General features: G+C 70.3%; 18 protein-coding genes and 1 pseudogene. 8 read left to right on the top strand and 11 right to left on the bottom strand.

Features of this window, described 5'->3' with window-relative positions:
* Positions 1–22 precede the first annotated feature (22 nt).
* Positions 23–1808, top strand: a pseudogene (locus V5F66_RS09255) (acyl-CoA dehydrogenase).
* A 6-nt stretch (positions 1809–1814) separates the two neighbouring features.
* Here V5F66_RS09255 and V5F66_RS09260 read toward each other — a convergent pair.
* Positions 1815–2858, bottom strand: coding sequence for a hypothetical protein (locus V5F66_RS09260; protein WP_394093701.1), 1044 nt, complete (start codon positions 2856–2858; stop codon positions 1815–1817).
* A gap of 165 nt (positions 2859–3023) precedes the next feature.
* Between V5F66_RS09260 and V5F66_RS09265 the strand changes: the two genes are divergently transcribed.
* From V5F66_RS09265 to V5F66_RS09275, 3 genes are all read left to right on the top strand, one after another.
* Positions 3024–4001, top strand: a complete 978-nt coding sequence (locus V5F66_RS09265) for a Tim44 domain-containing protein (RefSeq protein ID WP_394093702.1) — start codon at positions 3024–3026, stop codon at positions 3999–4001.
* Positions 4002–4076: 75 nt separating this feature from the next.
* Positions 4077–5066, top strand: coding sequence for an ABC transporter ATP-binding protein (locus V5F66_RS09270; protein WP_393998955.1), 990 nt, complete (start codon positions 4077–4079; stop codon positions 5064–5066).
* Complete coding sequence (locus tag V5F66_RS09275; RefSeq protein ID WP_394093703.1) at positions 5063–5824, top strand: ABC transporter permease; 762 nt, start codon at positions 5063–5065, stop codon at positions 5822–5824. Before V5F66_RS09270 ends, V5F66_RS09275 begins: the two co-directional genes overlap by 4 nt.
* A gap of 2 nt (positions 5825–5826) precedes the next feature.
* Here V5F66_RS09275 and V5F66_RS09280 read toward each other — a convergent pair whose 3' ends face one another.
* Complete coding sequence (locus V5F66_RS09280) at positions 5827–6294, bottom strand: MarR family winged helix-turn-helix transcriptional regulator (RefSeq protein ID WP_394093704.1); 468 nt, start codon at positions 6292–6294, stop codon at positions 5827–5829.
* Positions 6295–6358: 64 nt separating this feature from the next.
* Between V5F66_RS09280 and V5F66_RS09285 the strand changes: the two genes are divergently transcribed.
* A complete protein-coding gene (locus V5F66_RS09285; protein ID WP_394051415.1) occupies positions 6359–6817 on the top strand; it encodes a carboxymuconolactone decarboxylase family protein in 459 nt (152 codons plus the stop codon).
* A 45-nt stretch (positions 6818–6862) separates the two neighbouring features.
* Here the strand turns inward: V5F66_RS09285 and V5F66_RS09290 are convergent, their stop codons facing one another.
* Both V5F66_RS09290 and V5F66_RS09295 read right to left on the bottom strand, forming a co-directional pair.
* Positions 6863–8341: an NAD-dependent succinate-semialdehyde dehydrogenase gene (locus V5F66_RS09290; protein WP_394093705.1), complete on the bottom strand. Its 1479-nt coding sequence runs from the start codon at positions 8339–8341 to the stop codon at positions 6863–6865.
* A 146-nt stretch (positions 8342–8487) separates the two neighbouring features.
* Entirely contained in the window at positions 8488–8709 is a 222-nt protein-coding gene (locus tag V5F66_RS09295; protein ID WP_012115249.1) for a hypothetical protein, read from the bottom strand.
* 200 nt (positions 8710–8909) lie between these two features.
* Here V5F66_RS09295 and V5F66_RS09300 point away from each other — a divergent pair, with 200 nt between their 5' ends.
* Positions 8910–9116, top strand: a complete 207-nt coding sequence (locus V5F66_RS09300; RefSeq protein ID WP_012115250.1) for a hypothetical protein — start codon at positions 8910–8912, stop codon at positions 9114–9116.
* Between the two features lie 116 nt (positions 9117–9232).
* Here the strand turns inward: V5F66_RS09300 and V5F66_RS09305 are convergent, their stop codons facing one another.
* On the bottom strand, positions 9233–10546 hold the full coding sequence (locus tag V5F66_RS09305) for a cobyrinate a,c-diamide synthase (RefSeq protein ID WP_394093754.1): 1314 nt from the start codon (positions 10544–10546) through the stop codon (positions 9233–9235).
* Between the two features lie 50 nt (positions 10547–10596).
* On the opposite strand from V5F66_RS09305, the gene V5F66_RS09310 reads away from it, so the two are divergent.
* Positions 10597–11727: a cobalt-precorrin-5B (C(1))-methyltransferase gene (locus V5F66_RS09310; protein ID WP_394051409.1), complete on the top strand. Its 1131-nt coding sequence runs from the start codon at positions 10597–10599 to the stop codon at positions 11725–11727.
* A gap of 8 nt (positions 11728–11735) precedes the next feature.
* On the opposite strand, the gene cobM is transcribed toward V5F66_RS09310, so the two are convergent.
* From cobM to cbiE, 3 genes are read right to left on the bottom strand one after another with little or no spacing between them, the layout of a single operon-like run.
* The gene (cobM, locus tag V5F66_RS09315; protein ID WP_394093706.1) at positions 11736–12497 is read right to left on the bottom strand and encodes a precorrin-4 C(11)-methyltransferase; all 762 of its coding nucleotides are present in this window, start codon (positions 12495–12497) and stop codon (positions 11736–11738) included.
* Positions 12494–12883 carry a cobalamin biosynthesis protein gene (locus V5F66_RS09320; RefSeq protein ID WP_012115254.1) on the bottom strand — a complete coding sequence of 130 codons (390 nt, stop codon included), beginning with the start codon at positions 12881–12883 and terminating at the stop codon, positions 12494–12496. Before V5F66_RS09320 ends, cobM begins: the two co-directional genes overlap by 4 nt.
* Positions 12880–14142 carry a precorrin-6y C5,15-methyltransferase (decarboxylating) subunit CbiE gene (gene cbiE / locus V5F66_RS09325; RefSeq protein ID WP_394093707.1) on the bottom strand — a complete coding sequence of 421 codons (1263 nt, stop codon included), beginning with the start codon at positions 14140–14142 and terminating at the stop codon, positions 12880–12882. Before cbiE ends, V5F66_RS09320 begins: the two co-directional genes overlap by 4 nt.
* Positions 14143–14179: 37 nt before the next feature.
* On the opposite strand from cbiE, the gene V5F66_RS09330 reads away from it, so the two are divergent.
* On the top strand, positions 14180–15043 hold the full coding sequence (locus tag V5F66_RS09330; RefSeq protein WP_394093755.1) for a cobalt-precorrin-6A reductase: 864 nt from the start codon (positions 14180–14182) through the stop codon (positions 15041–15043).
* Here the strand turns inward: V5F66_RS09330 and V5F66_RS09335 are convergent.
* From V5F66_RS09335 to V5F66_RS09345, 3 genes are read right to left on the bottom strand one after another with little or no spacing between them, the layout of a single operon-like run.
* On the bottom strand, positions 14938–15786 hold the full coding sequence (locus V5F66_RS09335; protein ID WP_394093708.1) for a precorrin-3B C(17)-methyltransferase: 849 nt from the start codon (positions 15784–15786) through the stop codon (positions 14938–14940). The two genes, V5F66_RS09330 and V5F66_RS09335, sit on opposite strands and share 106 nt — an antisense overlap.
* Positions 15783–16508: a precorrin-2 C(20)-methyltransferase gene (locus tag V5F66_RS09340; RefSeq protein WP_394093709.1), complete on the bottom strand. Its 726-nt coding sequence runs from the start codon at positions 16506–16508 to the stop codon at positions 15783–15785. The genes V5F66_RS09335 and V5F66_RS09340 overlap by 4 nt, the downstream gene beginning before the upstream one ends.
* Entirely contained in the window at positions 16505–17140 is a 636-nt protein-coding gene (locus V5F66_RS09345; RefSeq protein WP_394093710.1) for a precorrin-8X methylmutase, read from the bottom strand. The genes V5F66_RS09340 and V5F66_RS09345 overlap by 4 nt, the downstream gene beginning before the upstream one ends.

A 17140-nucleotide genomic window follows, 5' to 3' on the forward strand; every position in this document is an offset into this window, starting at 1 on the left:
GTGCCGCACAGGGGAGGGTCACATGAGCTATCGCGCGCCGGTGGAAGAGGTCGCCTTTTTTCTCAAGACCTGCACGGCTCTTCCCCTGCTGATGGAGCAGGGCCTCGTGGACCTGTCCTTCGACGTGGTGGACCCGGTGCTGGAAGAGGCCGGCAAGTTCGCGGCGTCCGTCATCGCCCCCCTCGACAAGGTGGCGGACAAGCAGGGCTGCACCCTCAAGGACGGCGCGGTGACCACCCCCGAAGGCTGGCGCGCCGCCTATGAGGCCTGGACCGCCGCCGGCTGGAGTTCGGTCGCGGCCGAGGAAGAGTTCGGCGGCCAGCACCTGCCGACCTCGGTGACCTCGGCACTCACGGAATTCTGGAACTCCGCTTCGCCCGCCTTCGGCATCGGCGGCGTGCTGACCATGGGCGCCATCGAGGCCCTCACCGCCCACGGCGCCCCCGAACTGCAGCAGACCTATCTCACCAAGATGGTGGCCGGCACCTGGACCGGCACCATGAACCTCACCGAGCCGCAGGCGGGCTCGGACCTCGCCGCCCTGCGCGCCAAGGCGGTGAAGCAGGCGGACGGCACCTACCGGGTGTTCGGCACCAAGATCTTCATCTCCTACGGCGAGCACGACATCGCCGAGAACATCGTCCACCTCGTGCTCGCCCGCCTGCCGGACGCGCCGGCCGGTACTCGCGGCATCTCCCTGTTCCTGGTCCCGAAGGTGCTGGTGAACGCGGACGGCAGCCTCGGTGAACGCAACGACGTGGTCTGCGCCGGCATCGAGCACAAGCTGGGCCTGCATGGCTCGCCCACCTGCACCATGGTGTTCGGCGAAAAGGGCGAGGGCGCCATCGGCTATCTGGTGGGCGAGGAAAATCGCGGCCTCGCCTGCATGTTCACCATGATGAACAACGCCCGCCTCGCGGTGGGCATCCAGGGCGTGGCGGTGGCAGAGCGCGCCACCCACCTTCGCCTATGCCAAGGACCGCCGGCAGGGCAAGGCGCCGGGCTTCGAGGGCTCGGCTCCCATCATCGCCCATCCCGATGTGAAGCGCATGCTTCTGACCATGCGCGCCGAGACCGACGCCGCCCGGGCCATTTGCCTGAAGACCGCCGATGCCCTCGACCGCGCCCACCGCCTGCCCGACCCCTCCGCCCGCGCGGCGGCGCTGGCCGAGGCGAGCCTTTTGACCCCGGTGGCCAAGGCCTTCTCCACCGACATCGGCATCGAGGTGGCCTCCACCGGCGTGCAGGTGCACGGCGGCATGGGTTATGTGGAGGAAACGGGCGCCGCCCAGCACCTGCGCGATGCCCGCATCTTCGCCATCTATGAGGGTACCAACGGTATCCAGGCCATCGACCTCGTCACCCGCAAGCTGCCGCAGGAGGGCGGCGATGTGGTGAACGCGGTAATCGCCGATTATCGCGACATCGTCGCCGAGGTGGCCGCACTGAATGCGCCGGATTTCGGCCATACGGGGGTGCGGCTCGCCGAGGCGGTGGATGCGCTCGCCCGCGCCACCCGCAAGATGCTGGACTGGCTGCCGAGCGACCAGGCCAAGGCGCTGGCCGGGGCGACGCCCTATCTGCGCCTGTTCGCCCGTGCCGCCGGCGGGGCCTATCTCGCCAAGGTGGCGCTGGCCGCCTATGGGGAGCGCGCCGCGGGCGGCACCGACCCGCGCCTTGCCGCACGCATCGCCCTCGCCCGCTTCTTCGCCGAGAACCTCGCGACCGAGGCGAAGGGGCTGGAAGAAGCCGTCACCAGCGGCGCCAGTGGCGTGCTGGAGGCGGAAGCGGTGCTCGCCGTCGCCTGATGGGTCTCAGCGGCTGGCGAAGCCGTCGAAGATAAAGTCCGGTGCGCTGGTGTTGTGGCGGGAGGGCACGAGGCGCCCCGCCCACAGCATGGCGACGTTGTCGGCATCGGTGAAGCTCAGCACGGGAGCCTCGCCGATGGTGGCGGGCACCCCGGTTTTCGCCAGCGTCCGCCAGGAGACGCGGGCCACGTCGGCATTGCCCTCGGTCACATACATGGAGCGCAAGGCGGCGAAGGTGCGCGGCGCCGTGCCGTCGAATTCCGCTTCAAGGGTCAGCGCATCGCGATCCACGCTGGCAAGCTTCAGCCGAGCCTTGCCGCCGTCGGCAAACGACAGGGTGAAGGTGCGCGTCTGCGGCGCGAAGCCGATCTCCTTCAGGCGCACCAGCGGGCGCTCGGCCTGCTCCACCGGACCCAGCAGGAAGGACGAGCCGTAGGCGGTGCTTGCAAGATGCGCCGGCGACAGCGGCCGCGCCCGCCAATAGCCATCCGGCGGATAGACCACCAGCACCTCTTCCGGCTGCTGGTGTTCGCCGCGCACCCACAGCTGCACCATGTGCAGGCCTTGCGTCGCCTCGGTGCCCACCCGGAACGGCACCGTGGCGGCGCGCCAGAACGAGGGGAAGACGAAGCCGGTGAGCCACAGGTCCGGCGTCTCATAGATGGTGATGCGCTTCGGAGCCGTGATCGCGGCCGGCGGTGTTCCGGCCGTCGCGGGGGCGGTGGCCGGCACCGCCGGGTCGCCGGAGAAGTCGCAGGTGTCGAAATCCGGTTCGGTCCGGTCGATGCGCAGCATGCCGGTGTAGGCCGGGTGACGGGCGACGATGCGGAACCGGCTCACCTTGTCGGAGACGAAGGACAGCGTGACGTTGTCGGTCTCGGCGCAGGTGGCGGCCACGCTCTCGTTGCGCACGGTGACGCCGATGGGCTCGGCCCGCGCGATCGGTGCGCCCAGAACGGCGCAGCCGGCGAGAAGGCCAAGGATCGGTTTTGCAAACCTGTTCCCGGCAAAGGCTTTTCTGGCAAGGGCACGCACGGCAAGGACGGGCATCGGTGGCTCCGGAAAGCGACGGCGCGGCAGGCGAGGCGACCATATCAGCGCGCGCTCACGTGGCAAACGTGACGCCGAGGCCCTCGCAATCGCTGCAACCTCTCCTATATGAGTGCGCATGTGACGCTGCGGCATTTGCCCGGCGTCGGGGAGGATCTGATCGGAATGTCCATGTTTCGCAAAGGGACGGTTCTGGCGGCGCTGGCCGTCGCGGGTGCGCTGACCCTCGTCGTCGCGGACCATGCGGATGCGCGCCAAGGCGGCTCCTTCGGTAGCCGGGGAAACCGAACCTACCAGACCCCGGCCTCGACCCCCACGGCGCCGGGCACGGTGGCGCCAGTGCAGCGCTCCACAACTTCGCCGCAGACGGCGCCGTCCAGCGCGGCCCGGCCGCAGACGGCCGCTCAGCGGCCCTCCATGTTCGGCAATGGATTCGCCGGCTCGCTCATGCGCGGCCTGCTCATTGGCGGTCTCATCGGCATGCTGATGGGGCAGGGGCTCGGCGGGCTTGCTGGTATCCTGGGGCTGTTGCTTCAGGTCGGCCTCGTCGTGGCCGGCGTGATGCTGGTGATGCGCCTGCTGCGCCGCTCGCAGCCGGTCCCTGCCGGCGCGGGAGCGGGTGGTGGCTATGGCGGACCGCGTCCCGCGGCGCGCGGCGACTGGCGCGCTGCCAGCGCTCCGCCGGCCGGCAGCGGGCGTCCTCCCGGCGTGCAGGACGAGATCGGCGTCACCCCGGCTGACCTCGATGCCTTCGAGCGCCTGCTCGGCATCATCCAGGGTGCGGTGAGTCGGGAGGATCAGGCCGAGCTTCGCGCGAACACCACCCCGGAGATGTTCGGCTATCTCGCCGACGAGCTGCGGGAGAATGCCGAGCGCGGGCTGCGCAACCAGGTCTCCGACGTGAAGCTGCTTCAGGGCGACGTGGCCGAGGCGTGGCGGGAGGGCAATCGCGAGTACGCCACCGTGGCCATGCGCTATGCCAGCCGCGACGTGATGCTGGACCGCGCCAGCGGCAAGGTCGTCTCCGGCGCCGCGGGCATCGGGGAAAGCACCGAGGTGTGGACCTTCGTGCGCGACCGCATCGCGGGCCCGACCGGCGGGGCAGCCGGGCTTTGGCGCCTCAGCGCCATCCAGGGCGCCTGAGCGGCCTGCGCATATGCGTGAGGGGCAGGCGGCGGGGCTTCCCGCCGCCACCGTGACGTGGTCTAAAGCGCCCCCATGAGCGCTCCTGCGACCCGCGACTCTTCCATGATCGCCACCCCCGGCGCCTCCACCAGCGTCATCACCGTTTCCGGCCTCGGCAAGACCTACGCGACCGGCCACGTCGCGCTGAAGGATGTCAGCCTCGACATCCGGCGCGGCGAGATCTTCGCTTTGCTCGGGCCCAACGGCGCGGGCAAGACCACCCTCATCTCCATCATCTGCGGCCTCGTGAACGCCACAGCCGGCACGGTGGAGGTTGCCGGATACGATATCGTCACGGACTATCGCGCGGCGCGCTCCCGCATCGGTCTGGTGCCGCAGGAGCTGACCACCGATTCGTTCGAGAGCGTGTGGGCGACGGTCAGCTTCTCGCGCGGCCTGTTCGGCCGGAAGGCGAACCCCGCTTATATCGAGAAGGTGCTGCGCAGCCTGTCGCTGTGGGACAAGAAGGACGCCCGCATCATGACGCTCTCGGGCGGCATGAAGCGTCGCGTCCTCATCGCCAAGGCGCTGTCCCACGAGCCGGAGGTGTTGTTCCTCGACGAACCGTCCGCCGGCGTGGACGTGGAATTGCGCCGCGACATGTGGCGCCTCGTCCGTGAACTGCGCGACGAGGGCGTCACCATCATCCTCACCACCCACTATCTGGAGGAGGCCGAGGAGATGGCCGACCGGGTTGGGGTGATCGCGAAGGGCGAGCTGATCCTGGTGGAGGAGAAGGCGACGCTCATGCGCAAGCTGGGCAAGAAGCAGCTCACCGTCGAGCTGACCGCGCCGCTGGCCGCCCTGCCGCAGGCGCTGGCGGACTTCGGGCTCGCCCTGTCGGACGACGGCACCCGCCTCACCTACACCTACGCGACCAACCGCGAGGGGGACGACGACGGCCTCTCCATCGCCGGCCTGCTGGCCGCCCTCTCGTCGGAGGGCATCGCCTTCAAAGATCTCCATACGGAGCAAAGCTCCCTCGAAGACATCTTCGTGAGCCTGGTGAGGCGCGAGCCGTGAACCTGCAAGCCATCGCCGCCATCTACGGCTTCGAGATGAACCGCACCCGGCGCACGCTGGGGCAGAGCGTGGTCTCGCCGGTTTTGTCCACCTCGCTGTATTTCGTGGTGTTCGGCTCGGCCATCGGCCCGCGCATGGCGGAGGTGGGGGGCGTCCCCTACGGCGCCTTCATCGTGCCGGGCCTGATGATGCTGACGCTGCTCACGCAGTCCATCAGCAACGCGGCGTTTGCCATCTACTTCCCGCGCTTCACCGGCACCATCTACGAACTGCTGTCGGCGCCGGTGTCGCCGTTCGAGATCGTGGCGGGCTATGTGGGGGCGGCGGCCACCAAGTCCACGGTGCTGGGGCTGATCATCCTCGCCACCGCCTCGCTGTTCGTGCCGCTGGAGATCCGCCATCCGGTGTGGCTGCTGGCGTTCCTGGTGCTGACGGCGGTCACCTTCTCCCTGTTCGGCTTCATCATCGGCATCTGGGCCGACGGATTTGAGCGGCTGCAGGTCATCCCCATGCTGGTGATCACGCCGCTGACCTTCCTCGGCGGCACCTTCTACTCGCTGGACATGCTGCCCCCGGTGTGGCGGACGGTGACCCTGTTCAACCCGGTGGTCTATCTGGTCTCCGGCTTCCGCTGGAGCTTCTTCGGCCATTCGGACGTGCGGGTGGAGGTGAGCTTCGCCATGACGCTCGCCTTCCTCGCCGTGTGCCTCGTCACCGTGCGCTGGATGTTCCGTACCGGCTACCGGCTGAAGAGCTGAGGCTACGGGGCAAACTGCGCCACGGCCACGAGCCAGCGACGCACTGCGTCTTCCGCTTCGGGTGGCAGGTTCGCTTGCAGGTCGGGCTCCAGAGCATGGACCCGCGCCCGCGCATCGACAAGCAGCGCGCGGCCAGCTTCGGTGAGCACCACTTCGAGGATGCGTCCATGCACGGCGTGAGGCGTCCGGCGCACCAGGTCCGCCCGCTCGAGATTGGCAAGAATCACGCTGACTGTCTGCGGCGTGACGAGGGCAAGGCGCGCGAGGTCCGCGCCGCTCAAGCCGGGATAGGCCTCGACCATGGTCATCACGGTGAATTGCGGCGCGGTCAGCCCAAGGCCCGAGAGCGCCTTCTCCATGCGCTGGCGATGGGCCGTGGCGGCCTGTCGTAAGAGGTAGCCCAGATAGCCGTGCGTCCCGCGCTTGCCGTCGCCGGGTGCCGGGGCAAGAGATGGTGCCTTGTCGTTCATATCAAAGCTCTGATATTATATTCGAGCTTTGATATTGCCTGAGGATCATCGAAAGGACCAGTTCATGGCCGATCCGCTTTCCCGCCCCACCTACAAGGCCTTCACTGAGCGTGCCCCGGATGTCTATGCGGGGCTGTCCGCCCTCACCAAGGCGGTGGACGCCTCGGGCCTCGACAAGGGGCTGACCGAGCTGGTGAAGCTGCGCGCCTCCCAGATCAACGGATGCGCCTTCTGCCTGAAGTTCCATCTGGGGGTGGCGCGAAAGGCTGGCGTGCCGCAGGACAAGCTCGACCTGCTGGCGGCCTGGCGGGATGCACCGACGTTCTCGGCGCGGGAGCGTGCGGCGCTGGCCTATGCGGAAGAGCTGACGCAGCTTGAGGCGGAAGCTGCCTCCGACGCGGCCTGGGCGGCGCTGCTCAAGGAATTCTCGGAGGACGAGGCGGTCTTCCTGACGGTGACCATCGCCTCCATCAACGCCTGGAACCGCATCGGCATCGCCTTGCGCTTCGCGCCGCCAGCCTGATGCAGGAAGCCCCGGGGCGGTGGACCGCCCCGGGGGCGGGGCGGGTCAGAGCCCGCCGACGCACATGTACTTGATGTTCAGATAGTCGTCGCAGCCGTACTTGGAGCCTTCGCGGCCCATGCCGCTCTCCTTCACGCCACCGAAGGGCGCGACTTCGGTGGTGATGACGCCGGCATTGATGCCCACCTGGCCGTATTCCAGCTTTTCCGCCACCCGGAAGGCGCGGCCGAGGTCCTTGGTGAAGAAGTAGCAGGCGAGACCGTATTCCGTGTCGTTGGCGTACGACACGGCCTGCTCCTCGGTCTCGAACTTGAAGAGCGGGGCCAGCGGGCCGAAGATTTCGTCGCGGGCGAACGCCATGTCCTGGGTGGCCCCGGCCAGCACCGTGGGCTCGAAGAAGGTGCCGCCGAGGGCGGGCTGCTTGCCGCCGGTGAGCACGGTGGCGCCCTTGTCCAGGGCGTCCTTCAGCAGGCGTTCCACCTTGGCCAGCGCGCGGTCGTCGATGAGCGGGCCGGCGACCACGCCCTCGTCCAGGCCATTGCCCACCTTCAGCTTCTTGGATGCCTCGGCGAACTTGGCGGCGAAGGCGTCATAGATGCCGGCCTGCACGTAGAAGCGGTTCGCGCACACGCAGGTCTGGCCCACGTTGCGGAACTTGGAGGCGATGGCCTGCTCCACCGCGAGGTCGAGGTCGGCATCGTCGAACACCAGGAACGGCGCGTTGCCGCCCAGCTCCATGGAGATCTTCTTCATGGTGTCGGCGGACTGCTTCATCAGCAGCTTGCCCACGGGGGTGGAGCCGGTGAATGTCACCTTCTTCACCAGCGGGTTGGAGGTCATCTCGCTGCCGATGGCGGGAGCCTCGCCCACCACGATGTTGACGACGCCCGCCGGGATGCCGGCCATCTCGGCCAGCACGCCCCAGGCGAGGCCCGAATAGGGGGTCAGCTCGGAGGGCTTGGCCACCACCGTGCAGCCCGCCGCCAGCGCCGCGCCAATCTTGCGCGACAGCATGGAGGAGGGGAAGTTCCACGGCGTCACCGCCGTCACCACGCCCACCGGCTCCTTGGTGACGAGGATGCGGCGATTGCCCCATGGCGAGGGAATCACGTCGCCATAGAGGCGCCGGGCCTCTTCCGCGAACCAACGCACATAGCCGGCGGAGGCGCCGATCTCACCCTTGGCCTCGGCCAGCGGCTTGCCCTGCTCGGTGGTGAGGATGGCGGCCAGCTCGTCCGCATTCTGGGTGATGAGGTCGGCGAGCTTGTGCAGCTTCGCCGCGCGCTCGGCGGCGGTGGTGGCGCGCCAGGTCTTGAAGGCTTCGGAGGCGGCCTCGATGGCGCGGCGGGTCTCGGCGGCGCCGGCCTTCGGAATGGTGCCGATGATCTCGCCGGTGGCGGGATTGTTGACCTCGATGGTGGCGCCTGAGTCCGCATCCACCCAGGCGCCGCCGATCAGCATCTTGTCGCGCAGCAGCGGGAAGCGCGCGGTCGCAGGACGGGAAAGGGGCTGGGGTGCTGCCATGGGGGGCTCCTGAGGGGCATGAAGTGCCGGGGCGATCGAACGCCCGCGATGGATATACGATATAGGACGGCGCGGCCAGCCTGACAGGGGCGACTCCTCGGCGCACGCCGGGTTTTACTGCGCGCAGGCTTCCAAGCTCGGGCGCCTCAGCGCACGCAGGTGATGGAGTGGAAGGGAACCACCTGTTCCTTCTGCCCGGTCCCGGCGGCCACCTGGCACCTGAGATAGTCCCGGCCCACGCTGAGGGGGGCGAAACCGGTGAGGGTGTTTCCACCAATCACCTGGATGATTATGGCCTGCCCATCCTTGTGGCTGACGATGTCGAGGATGGCAGCACGGAAGTCATCTTCCTTGAACTGACACTGCATTGCGTCCCTCCCGGGGATCGGCGGCGTGCCCTTCCGGCGCCCGGCGGCGTGCCTGCGGATGCGACTATAACCCGCAAGTGCCGGTAACGGTCATGCGTTGAATGCATGCGACACGGCGGTCTCATTCACAGTTGATCGTTGTCAAAAGCGGACCCAGCGGAAGGGCGTATCAAAAGACGTCTGCTGCGGGAGCCTCTACCATGCTCAAGATTGCGATCCTCGTCTGGCTCATTCTCGCCACCACCTTTGCGGGCGCGGCCATCCTGTTTGTCCTGGCCATGCCGTCCCTGGCGGGGCAGGACATGCGCCTCATCCCCATCGCTGCCGCCATCGGCGCTGTCGTCGCCATTCCGGCGGCCTATGTGGTGGCCAAGCGCATCCTTGCCGTCACCGTCAGGCAGGTCTGAGGCGTGCTCTAAAGCGTTTTCGAGCCAAGTGGACTCCGGTTCGCGTCAAGAAAACGCGTTGAAGCAAAGTCTCGAGCGGTTTGTCTGAGCCAGGGCGAGCGGAAATCGCGCGAACGTCAGCCCCGCGCGATGGCGTGAAAAAAGCCGCCCGTGACGCTGCCGCGCCGGCTGCCGGCTGGGCCCAGCGGGCGGCCTTCGGCATCGGACAGTTCGGCGAGGGGCGCGTCGCCGCCGCGGGTGACGACGGTCGCGTAGTGGAACTCGTGGCCGCGCACCGTTTCCCCCGTCGCCCCGAGGGGCGAGGGGGCCAGAAGGCGGGCCGCCCGATAGCCGAGGTTCATCTTGCGGCGGGCAAAGCTGGTCTCGAGGTCCAGCAGGCCGAGCATGGCGTGGGTGGTGCCGTCTGCGTCGGTCAGCGCTCGGCCAAGAGCCATGTAGCCGCCGCACTCCCCATGCACGGGCTTGGACTGCGCAAATCGCCGCGTGCCTTCTAGGAAGCGGGCCGCTGTCGCCAGCCGTCCGGCATGAAGCTCGGGATAACCGCCGGGTAGCCAGCACACGTCGCAGGACGGGTCCGGCGCCTCGTCGGCAAGCGGTGAGAAGGGGTGGATTTCCGCCCCCAGTGCCCGCCAGCCCGCCAGCAGATGGCCATACATGAAGCTGAAAGCCGCATCCTGCGCCAGTGCGATCCTTTGGCCGGGCGGCGCGATGAGCGCGTTCGCATCTCCCGCTGCGAGACCGAGGGGACCGGCGGCGGCGCGGATGCCGTCGAGGTCGAGATGGCGTTCGCCGAGATCGGCCAGGGCTTCGAGGCGGGCGGCGAGATCGTCGGTCTCCCCGGCCTGCACCAGCCCCAGATGGCGCTCGGGCAGCACGATGGTCGCCTCGCGCGGGACTGTTCCAAGGATGGGGACGCCCAGCGGGGCGACGGCCTCGCGGATCATGCGGATATGCCGCTCGCTGCCGAGCTTGTTCAGCACCACGCCGGCGATGCGCACCCGAGGATCATGGGTGAGGAAGCCGCGCAGCACCGCCGCCGCTGTCTGGGATTGCCCCGACACATCCAGCACCAGCAGCACCGGCAGACCGAGCCGGGCGGCGATGTCGGCTCCCGCGCCGGTGCGGCCCGGCTCGGTCGCTACCCCGTCGAAGAGGCCCATGGCGCCTTCCGTCACCAGCAGCTCGGCGCCCTGCGCGGCTGTCGAGGCGAGGTGGTCGACGAGGGCCGGCGGCATGGCCCAGCTGTCGAGATTGAGGCCCGGACGGCCGGTGGCGGCGGCATGGAAGGCGGGGTCGATATAGTCCGGTCCCGATTTCGCCGCCCGCACGGCGACGCCCCGCCGTGCCAAAGCCGAGAGCAGGGCGAGGGTGATCGTTGTCTTGCCCGAGCCGGAACGCGGCGCGGCGATGAGGAGACCCCGAGGGCTCACCATGCACGCCCCCCTTCCGCAGTCCGCCTGGCCTCTCTATCAAGGCGGTCATGAGCGACGTGCCGAGCGATGGTCCCGAAGGCGCCCCCACCGACCGTCCGCTGAAGCGCGGCTGGACCACGGGCACCTGCGCCGCCGGCGCGGCCAAGGCCGCCTTTGCCGCGCTCGTCACCGGCGCCTTTCCCGATCCGGTCGAGGTGGAACTGCCCGGCGGCGCCCGTCCCGCCTTCGCCCTCGCGGTTCAGGATCTCGGCCCCGACAGCGCCATGGCCGGCATCGTCAAGGATGCGGGCGACGATCCGGATGTGACCCATGGCGCCCTGGTGCGCGCCACCGTCCGGCGCGGGGCGACGGGGGCGGGCGTCACCTTCCGGGCCGGGGAGGGGGTGGGCACGGTGACGCGGCCGGGCCTGCCGATCCCGCCCGGCGAGCCGGCCATCAATCCGGTGCCGCGCCGCATGATCGCCGCCGGCATCGCCGAGGTGGCGCGCGCGGCGGGCGTTGCGGCCGATGCGGACGTGGAAATCTCCATCGCCGACGGGGCGCGCCTCGCGCTCAAGACGCTCAATCCGCGCCTCGGCATCGTCGGCGGGCTCTCGGTGCTGGGCACCACGGGCATCGTCGTGCCCTATTCCTGCGCGGCGTGGATCCACTCCATCCATCGCGGCATCGATGTGGCCCGCGCCATGGGGCTGGATCACGTGGCCGGGGCCACCGGAAACGCTTCCGAGCAGGCGGTGCAGAAGCTGCATGGCCTCGACGAGGTGGCGCTCATCGACATGGGCGATTTCGTCGGCGGCATGCTGAAATATCTGCGCGCCCATCCCGTGGCGAAGGTGACGGTGGCCGGCGGCGTCGCCAAGATGACCAAGCTCGGCCAGGGTTTCCTCGATCTCCACTCCAAGCGCGGCCGCGCCGACATGGATGCCCTCGCCACTCTGGCGTCGGGCGCCGGCGCCGGGGCGGACCTCGCGGCGCGCATCGGCGCCGCGCACATGGTGGCGGAGGCGTTTCAGATCGCCCGCGCCGCAGGCTTCCCGCTGGGCGATTGCGTGGCCCAGGCCGCCTGGACCACCGCCGCGCGGGCGCTCGGCCGGGCCGACGTGGCGCTGGAGATCGTCGTGTTCGACCGCGACGGCACGCTCATGGGCCGCGCCCCCTTCGCCCCCGCGCAGGCCTGAGCCGTCCCTCATTCTCCGCCCCCGCGAAAGCGGCGGACATAGGCGGTGTCGTAGAGCGCGCTCTCGCGGAAATCCTGCGCCGCCAGCGCCCGCCCCACCAGAATGAGCGCCGTGCGCGGGATGGGGTCGGCCTCAAGCTGGCCGGCGATGTCACCGAGGGTCCCGGTGACGACGCGCCCGTCCGGCCAGGAGGCCTTGGCCACCACCGCCACCGGGCAGTCGGCACCGAGCACCGGGGTCAGTTCCGCCACCACCTTGTCGAGGGCATGGATGGCCAGATGAATGGCGAGGGTCGCCCCCGTGGCAGCGAAGGCTTTAAGCTTTTCGCTCTCCGGCATGGCGGAGGCGCGGCCCGAGACGCGGGTGATGACGAGGCTCTGGGCCACCTCGGGCACGGTGAACTCCCGCTTCAGCAGCGCTGCCGCCGCCGCGAAGGCCGGCACGCCGGGCGTCAGCGTATAGGGGATGGACAGCCGGTCGAGCCGGCGCATCTGCTCGGCCACCGCGCTGTAGACCGAGAGGTCGCCGGAATGCAGCCGCGCCACATCCTCGCCCGCCGCGAAGGCGCGCACATATTCGGCCTCGATCCGGTCGAGGTCGAGGGGGGCGGTGTCCACGATGCGCGCGCCGGGCGGGCAGTAGTCCAGCAGTTCCGGCGCGACGATGGAGCCGGCATAGAGGCAGACCGGGCAGCGGGCGATGAGATCGCGCCCGCGCACGGTGATGAGGTCCGCCGCGCCGGGTCCCGCGCCGATGAAATGAACGGTCACGCTTCTTCTTCCTCCCGCCGGGCCAGGGCGCAGGTGACGGGGCCGAGCGCAAGGCGCGGCCCCAGAAGGCGCGCCCGGGCACCGCCGGCGGCAAGCGCCGCAGTCTCCGCCGCCGAGGGCACGCGCAGCAGGGCGATCACCCGCTCCGAGCGGGTCTTGGTGCGGTTGGAGGCGGCTTCTAGCTGGGTCTGGGGCACCAGCACCAGCGGCAGGCCGAGCCTCGCCGCCGCCTCGCTGATACCGGCCTCGCCCCCCTTCACTGCCGGCGCGGCGATGAGGGCCACGTCGTCCCGTGCCAGCGCGGCGCGCGCCAGGGCCGCGTCGAAGGCGGCCAGCACCTCGTCCACGCTCACACCCCGCTTCGAGCCGATGCCGGCCACGATCATGCCCCGCCTCCCTCGGTCTCAGGTGGCTTGCCTTCGGGCGGCTTGCCATAGCGCCATTGGGTGACCGGCATGGCGGGCCGCCAGCCGGTCATGCCCTTCACCGCCACGGAGCGCGCCAGCGCGATGCGTACGAGATCGCCGCCGAGCCTTGCATGGGCAGCGAGGAGCACCGCTTCCGTCTCCAGCGTCACCGCGTTGGCCACCAGCCGCCCGCCCGGCTTCAGCGCCGCCAGCGCCGCCTCGAACACGCCCGGCTCCGAGGCGCCGCCGCCGAGAAAGATGACATCCGGCGGGGGCAGTCCGGCAAGGGCGCCGGGTGCCGCACCCTCTACGACTTTCAGATGCGGCACGCCGAGGCGCCCGGCATTGCGGCCGACGCGGGCGGCGCGCTCCGCATGCCCCTCGATGGCGACGGCACTGAGGGAGGGATGCGCCAGCAGCCATTCAATGGCGATGGACCCAGCCCCCGCGCCGATATCCCACAACAGCTCCCCCCGTCGTGGCGCGAGGGAGGAGAGGGTGAGGGCGCGGATCTCGCGCTTGGTGATCTGGCCATCATGCTCGAACAAGTCGTCGGCAAGGCCGCTGGCGAGAGGCAGGAGGGGGGCGTTTGCCTCCGCCGCCACCTGCAGCGCCACCACGTTCAGCGCGGCCACGTCGGTAAAGGCGAAGGCCTCGGCCCGCGTCTCGCGCACCCGCTCGGAGGGGCCGCCCAGCGCCTCCAGCACCATAAGGCGCGAAGCACCGCAGCCGTGGGCGGTGACGAAATCCGCCACCTGTCGCGGCCCGTCGCCGTCCGAGGTGAGGAGGATCAGCCGCGCGCCGTCCTGAAGGAAGGGCCGCAGCCGGGCCAGCGGCCGGCCGTGGAGGGATACGAGGTCCGCCTCCTGCAACGGCCAGCCAAGGCGCGCGGCGGCCAGCGCGAAGGCGGAAGGCGCGGGGAAGGCGCGCATCTCGTCGGCCGGCACATGGCGGGCGAGGCTCGCGCCCACGCCGTAAAGGAAGGGATCGCCCGAGGCGAGGACGCACACCGCCCGCCCGCGCGCGGCGAGAACGCCGACAAGGCTGAAGGGGCTCGGCCACACCTGCGCTTCTCCGGTGACGAGCCCGCCCGCGAGCGCAAGGTGGCGCGCCCCGCCAAACACGATTTCGGCGGAGGAAATGGCGGCGCGCGCGGCGGGGGAGAGACCGTCCGCCCCATCCTCGCCGATGCCGACGATGGACAGCCAGCGCCCCGCTGGGGCACTTATGCCCGCCATGAGCGATCCCTCCGTCTCGACCCGCGCCGTTTCAGCCATGGTTCCGCGCATTCTCCTGCTGGGCGGCACCAGCGAGGCCAGTGCCCTCGCGAGGCGGCTTGCCGCCCGCATCGCCGATCATGCCGGCCTCCACGTGGTCCTGTCGCTGGCGGGGCGCACGGAACATCCCGCGCCCCAGCCGGTGCCCGTGCGCGTCGGCGGCTTCGGCGGCGCTGAGGGCCTTGAAGACTACCTGAAGGCGGAGCGCATTGCCGCCGTGGTGGACGCCACCCATCCCTATGCCGCTCGCATGTCCTTCAATGCGGCTGAGGCCTGCGCGGCGGCGGGCGTGCCCCTCCTCGCCCTGCGGCGCGGGCCATGGATGCCCGTTGCCGGCGATCGCTGGCGGGAGGTGGTCGATGTGCCGGCGGCGGTCGCCGCGCTGGGGGATGCGCCGCGGCGGGTGTTCCTCGCCCTCGGGCGCAACGAGGTGCGCGCCTTCGAGGCGGCGCCACAGCATGTCTATCTGGTGCGCAGTGTCGATCCGGTCACCCCGCCGCTGGCGGTGCCTGAGGCCGAATACGTGCTGGGGCGTGGCCCGTTCAGCGAGGCCGATGATCGCGCGCTGCTGGAGGCGCACCGCATCGACACCATCGTGGCCAAGAACAGCGGCGGCTCGGCCACCTGCGGCAAGATGGCGGCCGCCCGCGCGCTGGGCATCGAGGTGCTGCTGATCGCGCGGCCCGCCTTTCCCGCCGTCCCAGCGGTGGAGACGCCGGCGGAAGCCGAGGCATGGCTGCTCGACCGGCTCGGCGCTCAAGGCGCGGATTCCTCCACTGGAGACACGGGCTCTTCTCCCGCTCGCGGCGCGGACTCTCCATCCGCTCGCGGCGCGGGCCTGTCCGCCGAGCGCGGCGCGTAGACCAGGGGCGGCAGGCCGGGACGCGGCACGATGCGGGTGTCGGCGGTGCCGATAATCACGCAAGTGGCCATGTCAGCCTGCGCCGGGTCGGCCTCGGCCAGGGTGGCGAGGGTGATGCGCTCATCCTCGCGCCCCGCCGCGCGGCCGAACACCACTGGCACGCTGCCCGCTAGGCGCTCGCGCAGCAGCGCGAAGGCCCGTCCCAGCTGCCACGGCCGCGCCCGGCTGATGGGATTGTAGAGGGCGATGACGAAGCCGGCCTCCGCCGCCAGCAGCAGGCGCTTTTCCACCAGCGCCCAGGGCTTCAGATTGTCGGAGAGCGAGAGGGCGCAGAAATCGTGGCCCAGCGGCGCCCCGCAGCGCGCCGCGACCGCCAGCATGGCGGTGACGCCGGGCACCACCTCGAAATCGAGGGCGCGCCACGCCTCCGGCCCGTGCTCGATGGCCTCGCACACGGCGGCGGCCATGGCGAACACGCCGGGATCGCCCCCCGACACCATGGCGACCCGCGCGCCGGCAACGGCCGCATCCAGCGCGGCCGAGGCACGGGCGATCTCCTCGCGATTGTCTGAAGGCCGGCGCTCCTGCCCGGGCCGCTCCGGCAGGCGGGCGAGGTAGGGGGCATAGCCGAAGACCAGGTCCGCCGCTTCCACCGCCGCCGCCGCTTCAGGCGTCATCTGCCGGGCCGCACCGGGGCCGAGGCCCACCACGGTGATGCGCCCGCGCCGGTCGCCGCCAGTCATGCCGCGCGCTCCCAGCCGGGCACCAGCACAATGGAGAAATAGGGCGCGCGCTCGTCCGCCCGTTCGGCCAGGGGAACCAGCGCGCAATCGGCCATGGTGCCGCGTTCCACATAGAGCGCGCGGTCGAGCCGGCCGGCGGCGGCCAGCGCCCGGCGGATCTTGGGCAGGTTGCGGCCCACCTTCATGATCACCGCCGCATCGGCCGTGGCGAGGCGGCGGGCAAGTTCAGCTTCATCCAGTGTGCCGGGCAGCACCATGAGCACGTCGTCGCCCTGGGCGATGGGCGCGCCCGCCTGCGACCAGCAGCCGGACATGCCGGTGACGCCGGGGATGACCTTGGTGGGGAAGCGTTGGGCGAGGCGCACATGCAGGTGCATGTAGGAGCCGTAGAATAGCGGGTCGCCCTCGCTCAGCACCGCCACGGTGCGCCCGGCGAGGATATGCTCCGCCACCGCCGCCGCCGAGGCGTCGTAGAAGGCGCCGATGGCTGTACGATAGGCGTCATCGTGCCGATGGATCTCGGTGGTGACGGGATAGAGCAGGGGCAGCTCCACCGTGTCCGGGCGGAAGTGCGCCTGCGCGATGGTGCGCGCGTGGCTGACGTTCCCCGCTTTGGCGAAATAGCCCACCACGTCGGCGCCGGCGATGGCCTTCAGCGCCTTGAGGGTCATGAGATCGGGGTCGCCGGGGCCGACGCCCACGCCGATGAGCTGGCCCTTCATAGCCCGGCCCTCGCCAGCGCGTTGACGGCGGCCGAGGTGATGGCGCTGCCGCCGAGCCGCCCGCGCACGATGGCGAACGGCACGCCGCGCGGATCGGCCGCCAGCGCATCCTTGGATTCCGCCGCGCCCACGAAGCCCACCGGCATGCCCAGGATGGCGGCGGGGCGGGGTGCGCCCTTGTCCAGCATTTCCAGTAAATGGAAGAGGGCAGTGGGCGCATTGCCGATGGCGACGACCGCGCCGGCAAGCTGCTCGCGCCACAATTCCAGCGCGGCGGCCGAGCGGGTGGTGCCGAGCTTTTCGGCCAGCTCCGGCACGGCGGGATCGCGCAGGGTGCAGACCACCTCGTTGCTGGCTGGCAGGCGGGCGCGGGTGATGCCGTGGGCCACCATCTGGGCATCGCACAGGATGGGCGCGCCGGCTTGCAGTGCCGCGCGGGCGGCGGCCACCACGCCCGGGCCGAAGACGAAATCGCGCGCCGCGTCCACCAGCCCGCAGGCGTGGATCATGCGCACCGCCACGTCTTCCTCCTCGGGGGAGAAGCGCGACAGGTCCGCCTCGGCGCGGATAATGGCGAAGGAGCGCTCGTAGATGGCGGTGCCGTCGCGCACGTAGTCGAAGGGGAGGGTCAT

This window comes from Xanthobacter versatilis (assembly GCF_043193975.1).
GTDB classification, from domain to species: domain Bacteria; phylum Pseudomonadota; class Alphaproteobacteria; order Rhizobiales; family Xanthobacteraceae; genus Xanthobacter; species Xanthobacter autotrophicus_E.

Excerpts from the sequence above, each read along its gene's own strand:
- V5F66_RS09260 (WP_394093701.1), bottom strand. The coding sequence starts at position 2,858 with ATGCCCGTCCTTGCCGTGCGTGCCCTTGCCAGAAAAGCCTTTGCCGGG.
- V5F66_RS09265 (WP_394093702.1), top strand. The coding sequence starts at position 3,024 with ATGTCCATGTTTCGCAAAGGGACGGTTCTGGCGGCGCTGGCCGTCGCG.
- V5F66_RS09270 (WP_393998955.1), top strand. The coding sequence starts at position 4,077 with ATGAGCGCTCCTGCGACCCGCGACTCTTCCATGATCGCCACCCCCGGC.
- V5F66_RS09280 (WP_394093704.1), bottom strand. The coding sequence starts at position 6,294 with ATGAACGACAAGGCACCATCTCTTGCCCCGGCACCCGGCGACGGCAAG.
- V5F66_RS09285 (WP_394051415.1), top strand. The coding sequence starts at position 6,359 with ATGGCCGATCCGCTTTCCCGCCCCACCTACAAGGCCTTCACTGAGCGT.
- V5F66_RS09290 (WP_394093705.1), bottom strand. The coding sequence starts at position 8,341 with ATGGCAGCACCCCAGCCCCTTTCCCGTCCTGCGACCGCGCGCTTCCCG.
- V5F66_RS09295 (WP_012115249.1), bottom strand. The coding sequence starts at position 8,709 with ATGCAGTGTCAGTTCAAGGAAGATGACTTCCGTGCTGCCATCCTCGAC.
- V5F66_RS09300 (WP_012115250.1), top strand. The coding sequence starts at position 8,910 with ATGCTCAAGATTGCGATCCTCGTCTGGCTCATTCTCGCCACCACCTTT.
- V5F66_RS09310 (WP_394051409.1), top strand. The coding sequence starts at position 10,597 with ATGAGCGACGTGCCGAGCGATGGTCCCGAAGGCGCCCCCACCGACCGT.
- V5F66_RS09320 (WP_012115254.1), bottom strand. The coding sequence starts at position 12,883 with ATGATCGTGGCCGGCATCGGCTCGAAGCGGGGTGTGAGCGTGGACGAG.
- cbiE (WP_394093707.1), bottom strand. The coding sequence starts at position 14,142 with ATGGCGGGCATAAGTGCCCCAGCGGGGCGCTGGCTGTCCATCGTCGGC.
- V5F66_RS09330 (WP_394093755.1), top strand. The coding sequence starts at position 14,180 with ATGGTTCCGCGCATTCTCCTGCTGGGCGGCACCAGCGAGGCCAGTGCC.
- V5F66_RS09335 (WP_394093708.1), bottom strand. The coding sequence starts at position 15,786 with ATGACTGGCGGCGACCGGCGCGGGCGCATCACCGTGGTGGGCCTCGGC.
- V5F66_RS09340 (WP_394093709.1), bottom strand. The coding sequence starts at position 16,508 with ATGAAGGGCCAGCTCATCGGCGTGGGCGTCGGCCCCGGCGACCCCGAT.
- V5F66_RS09345 (WP_394093710.1), bottom strand. The coding sequence starts at position 17,140 with ATGACCCTCCCCTTCGACTACGTGCGCGACGGCACCGCCATCTACGAG.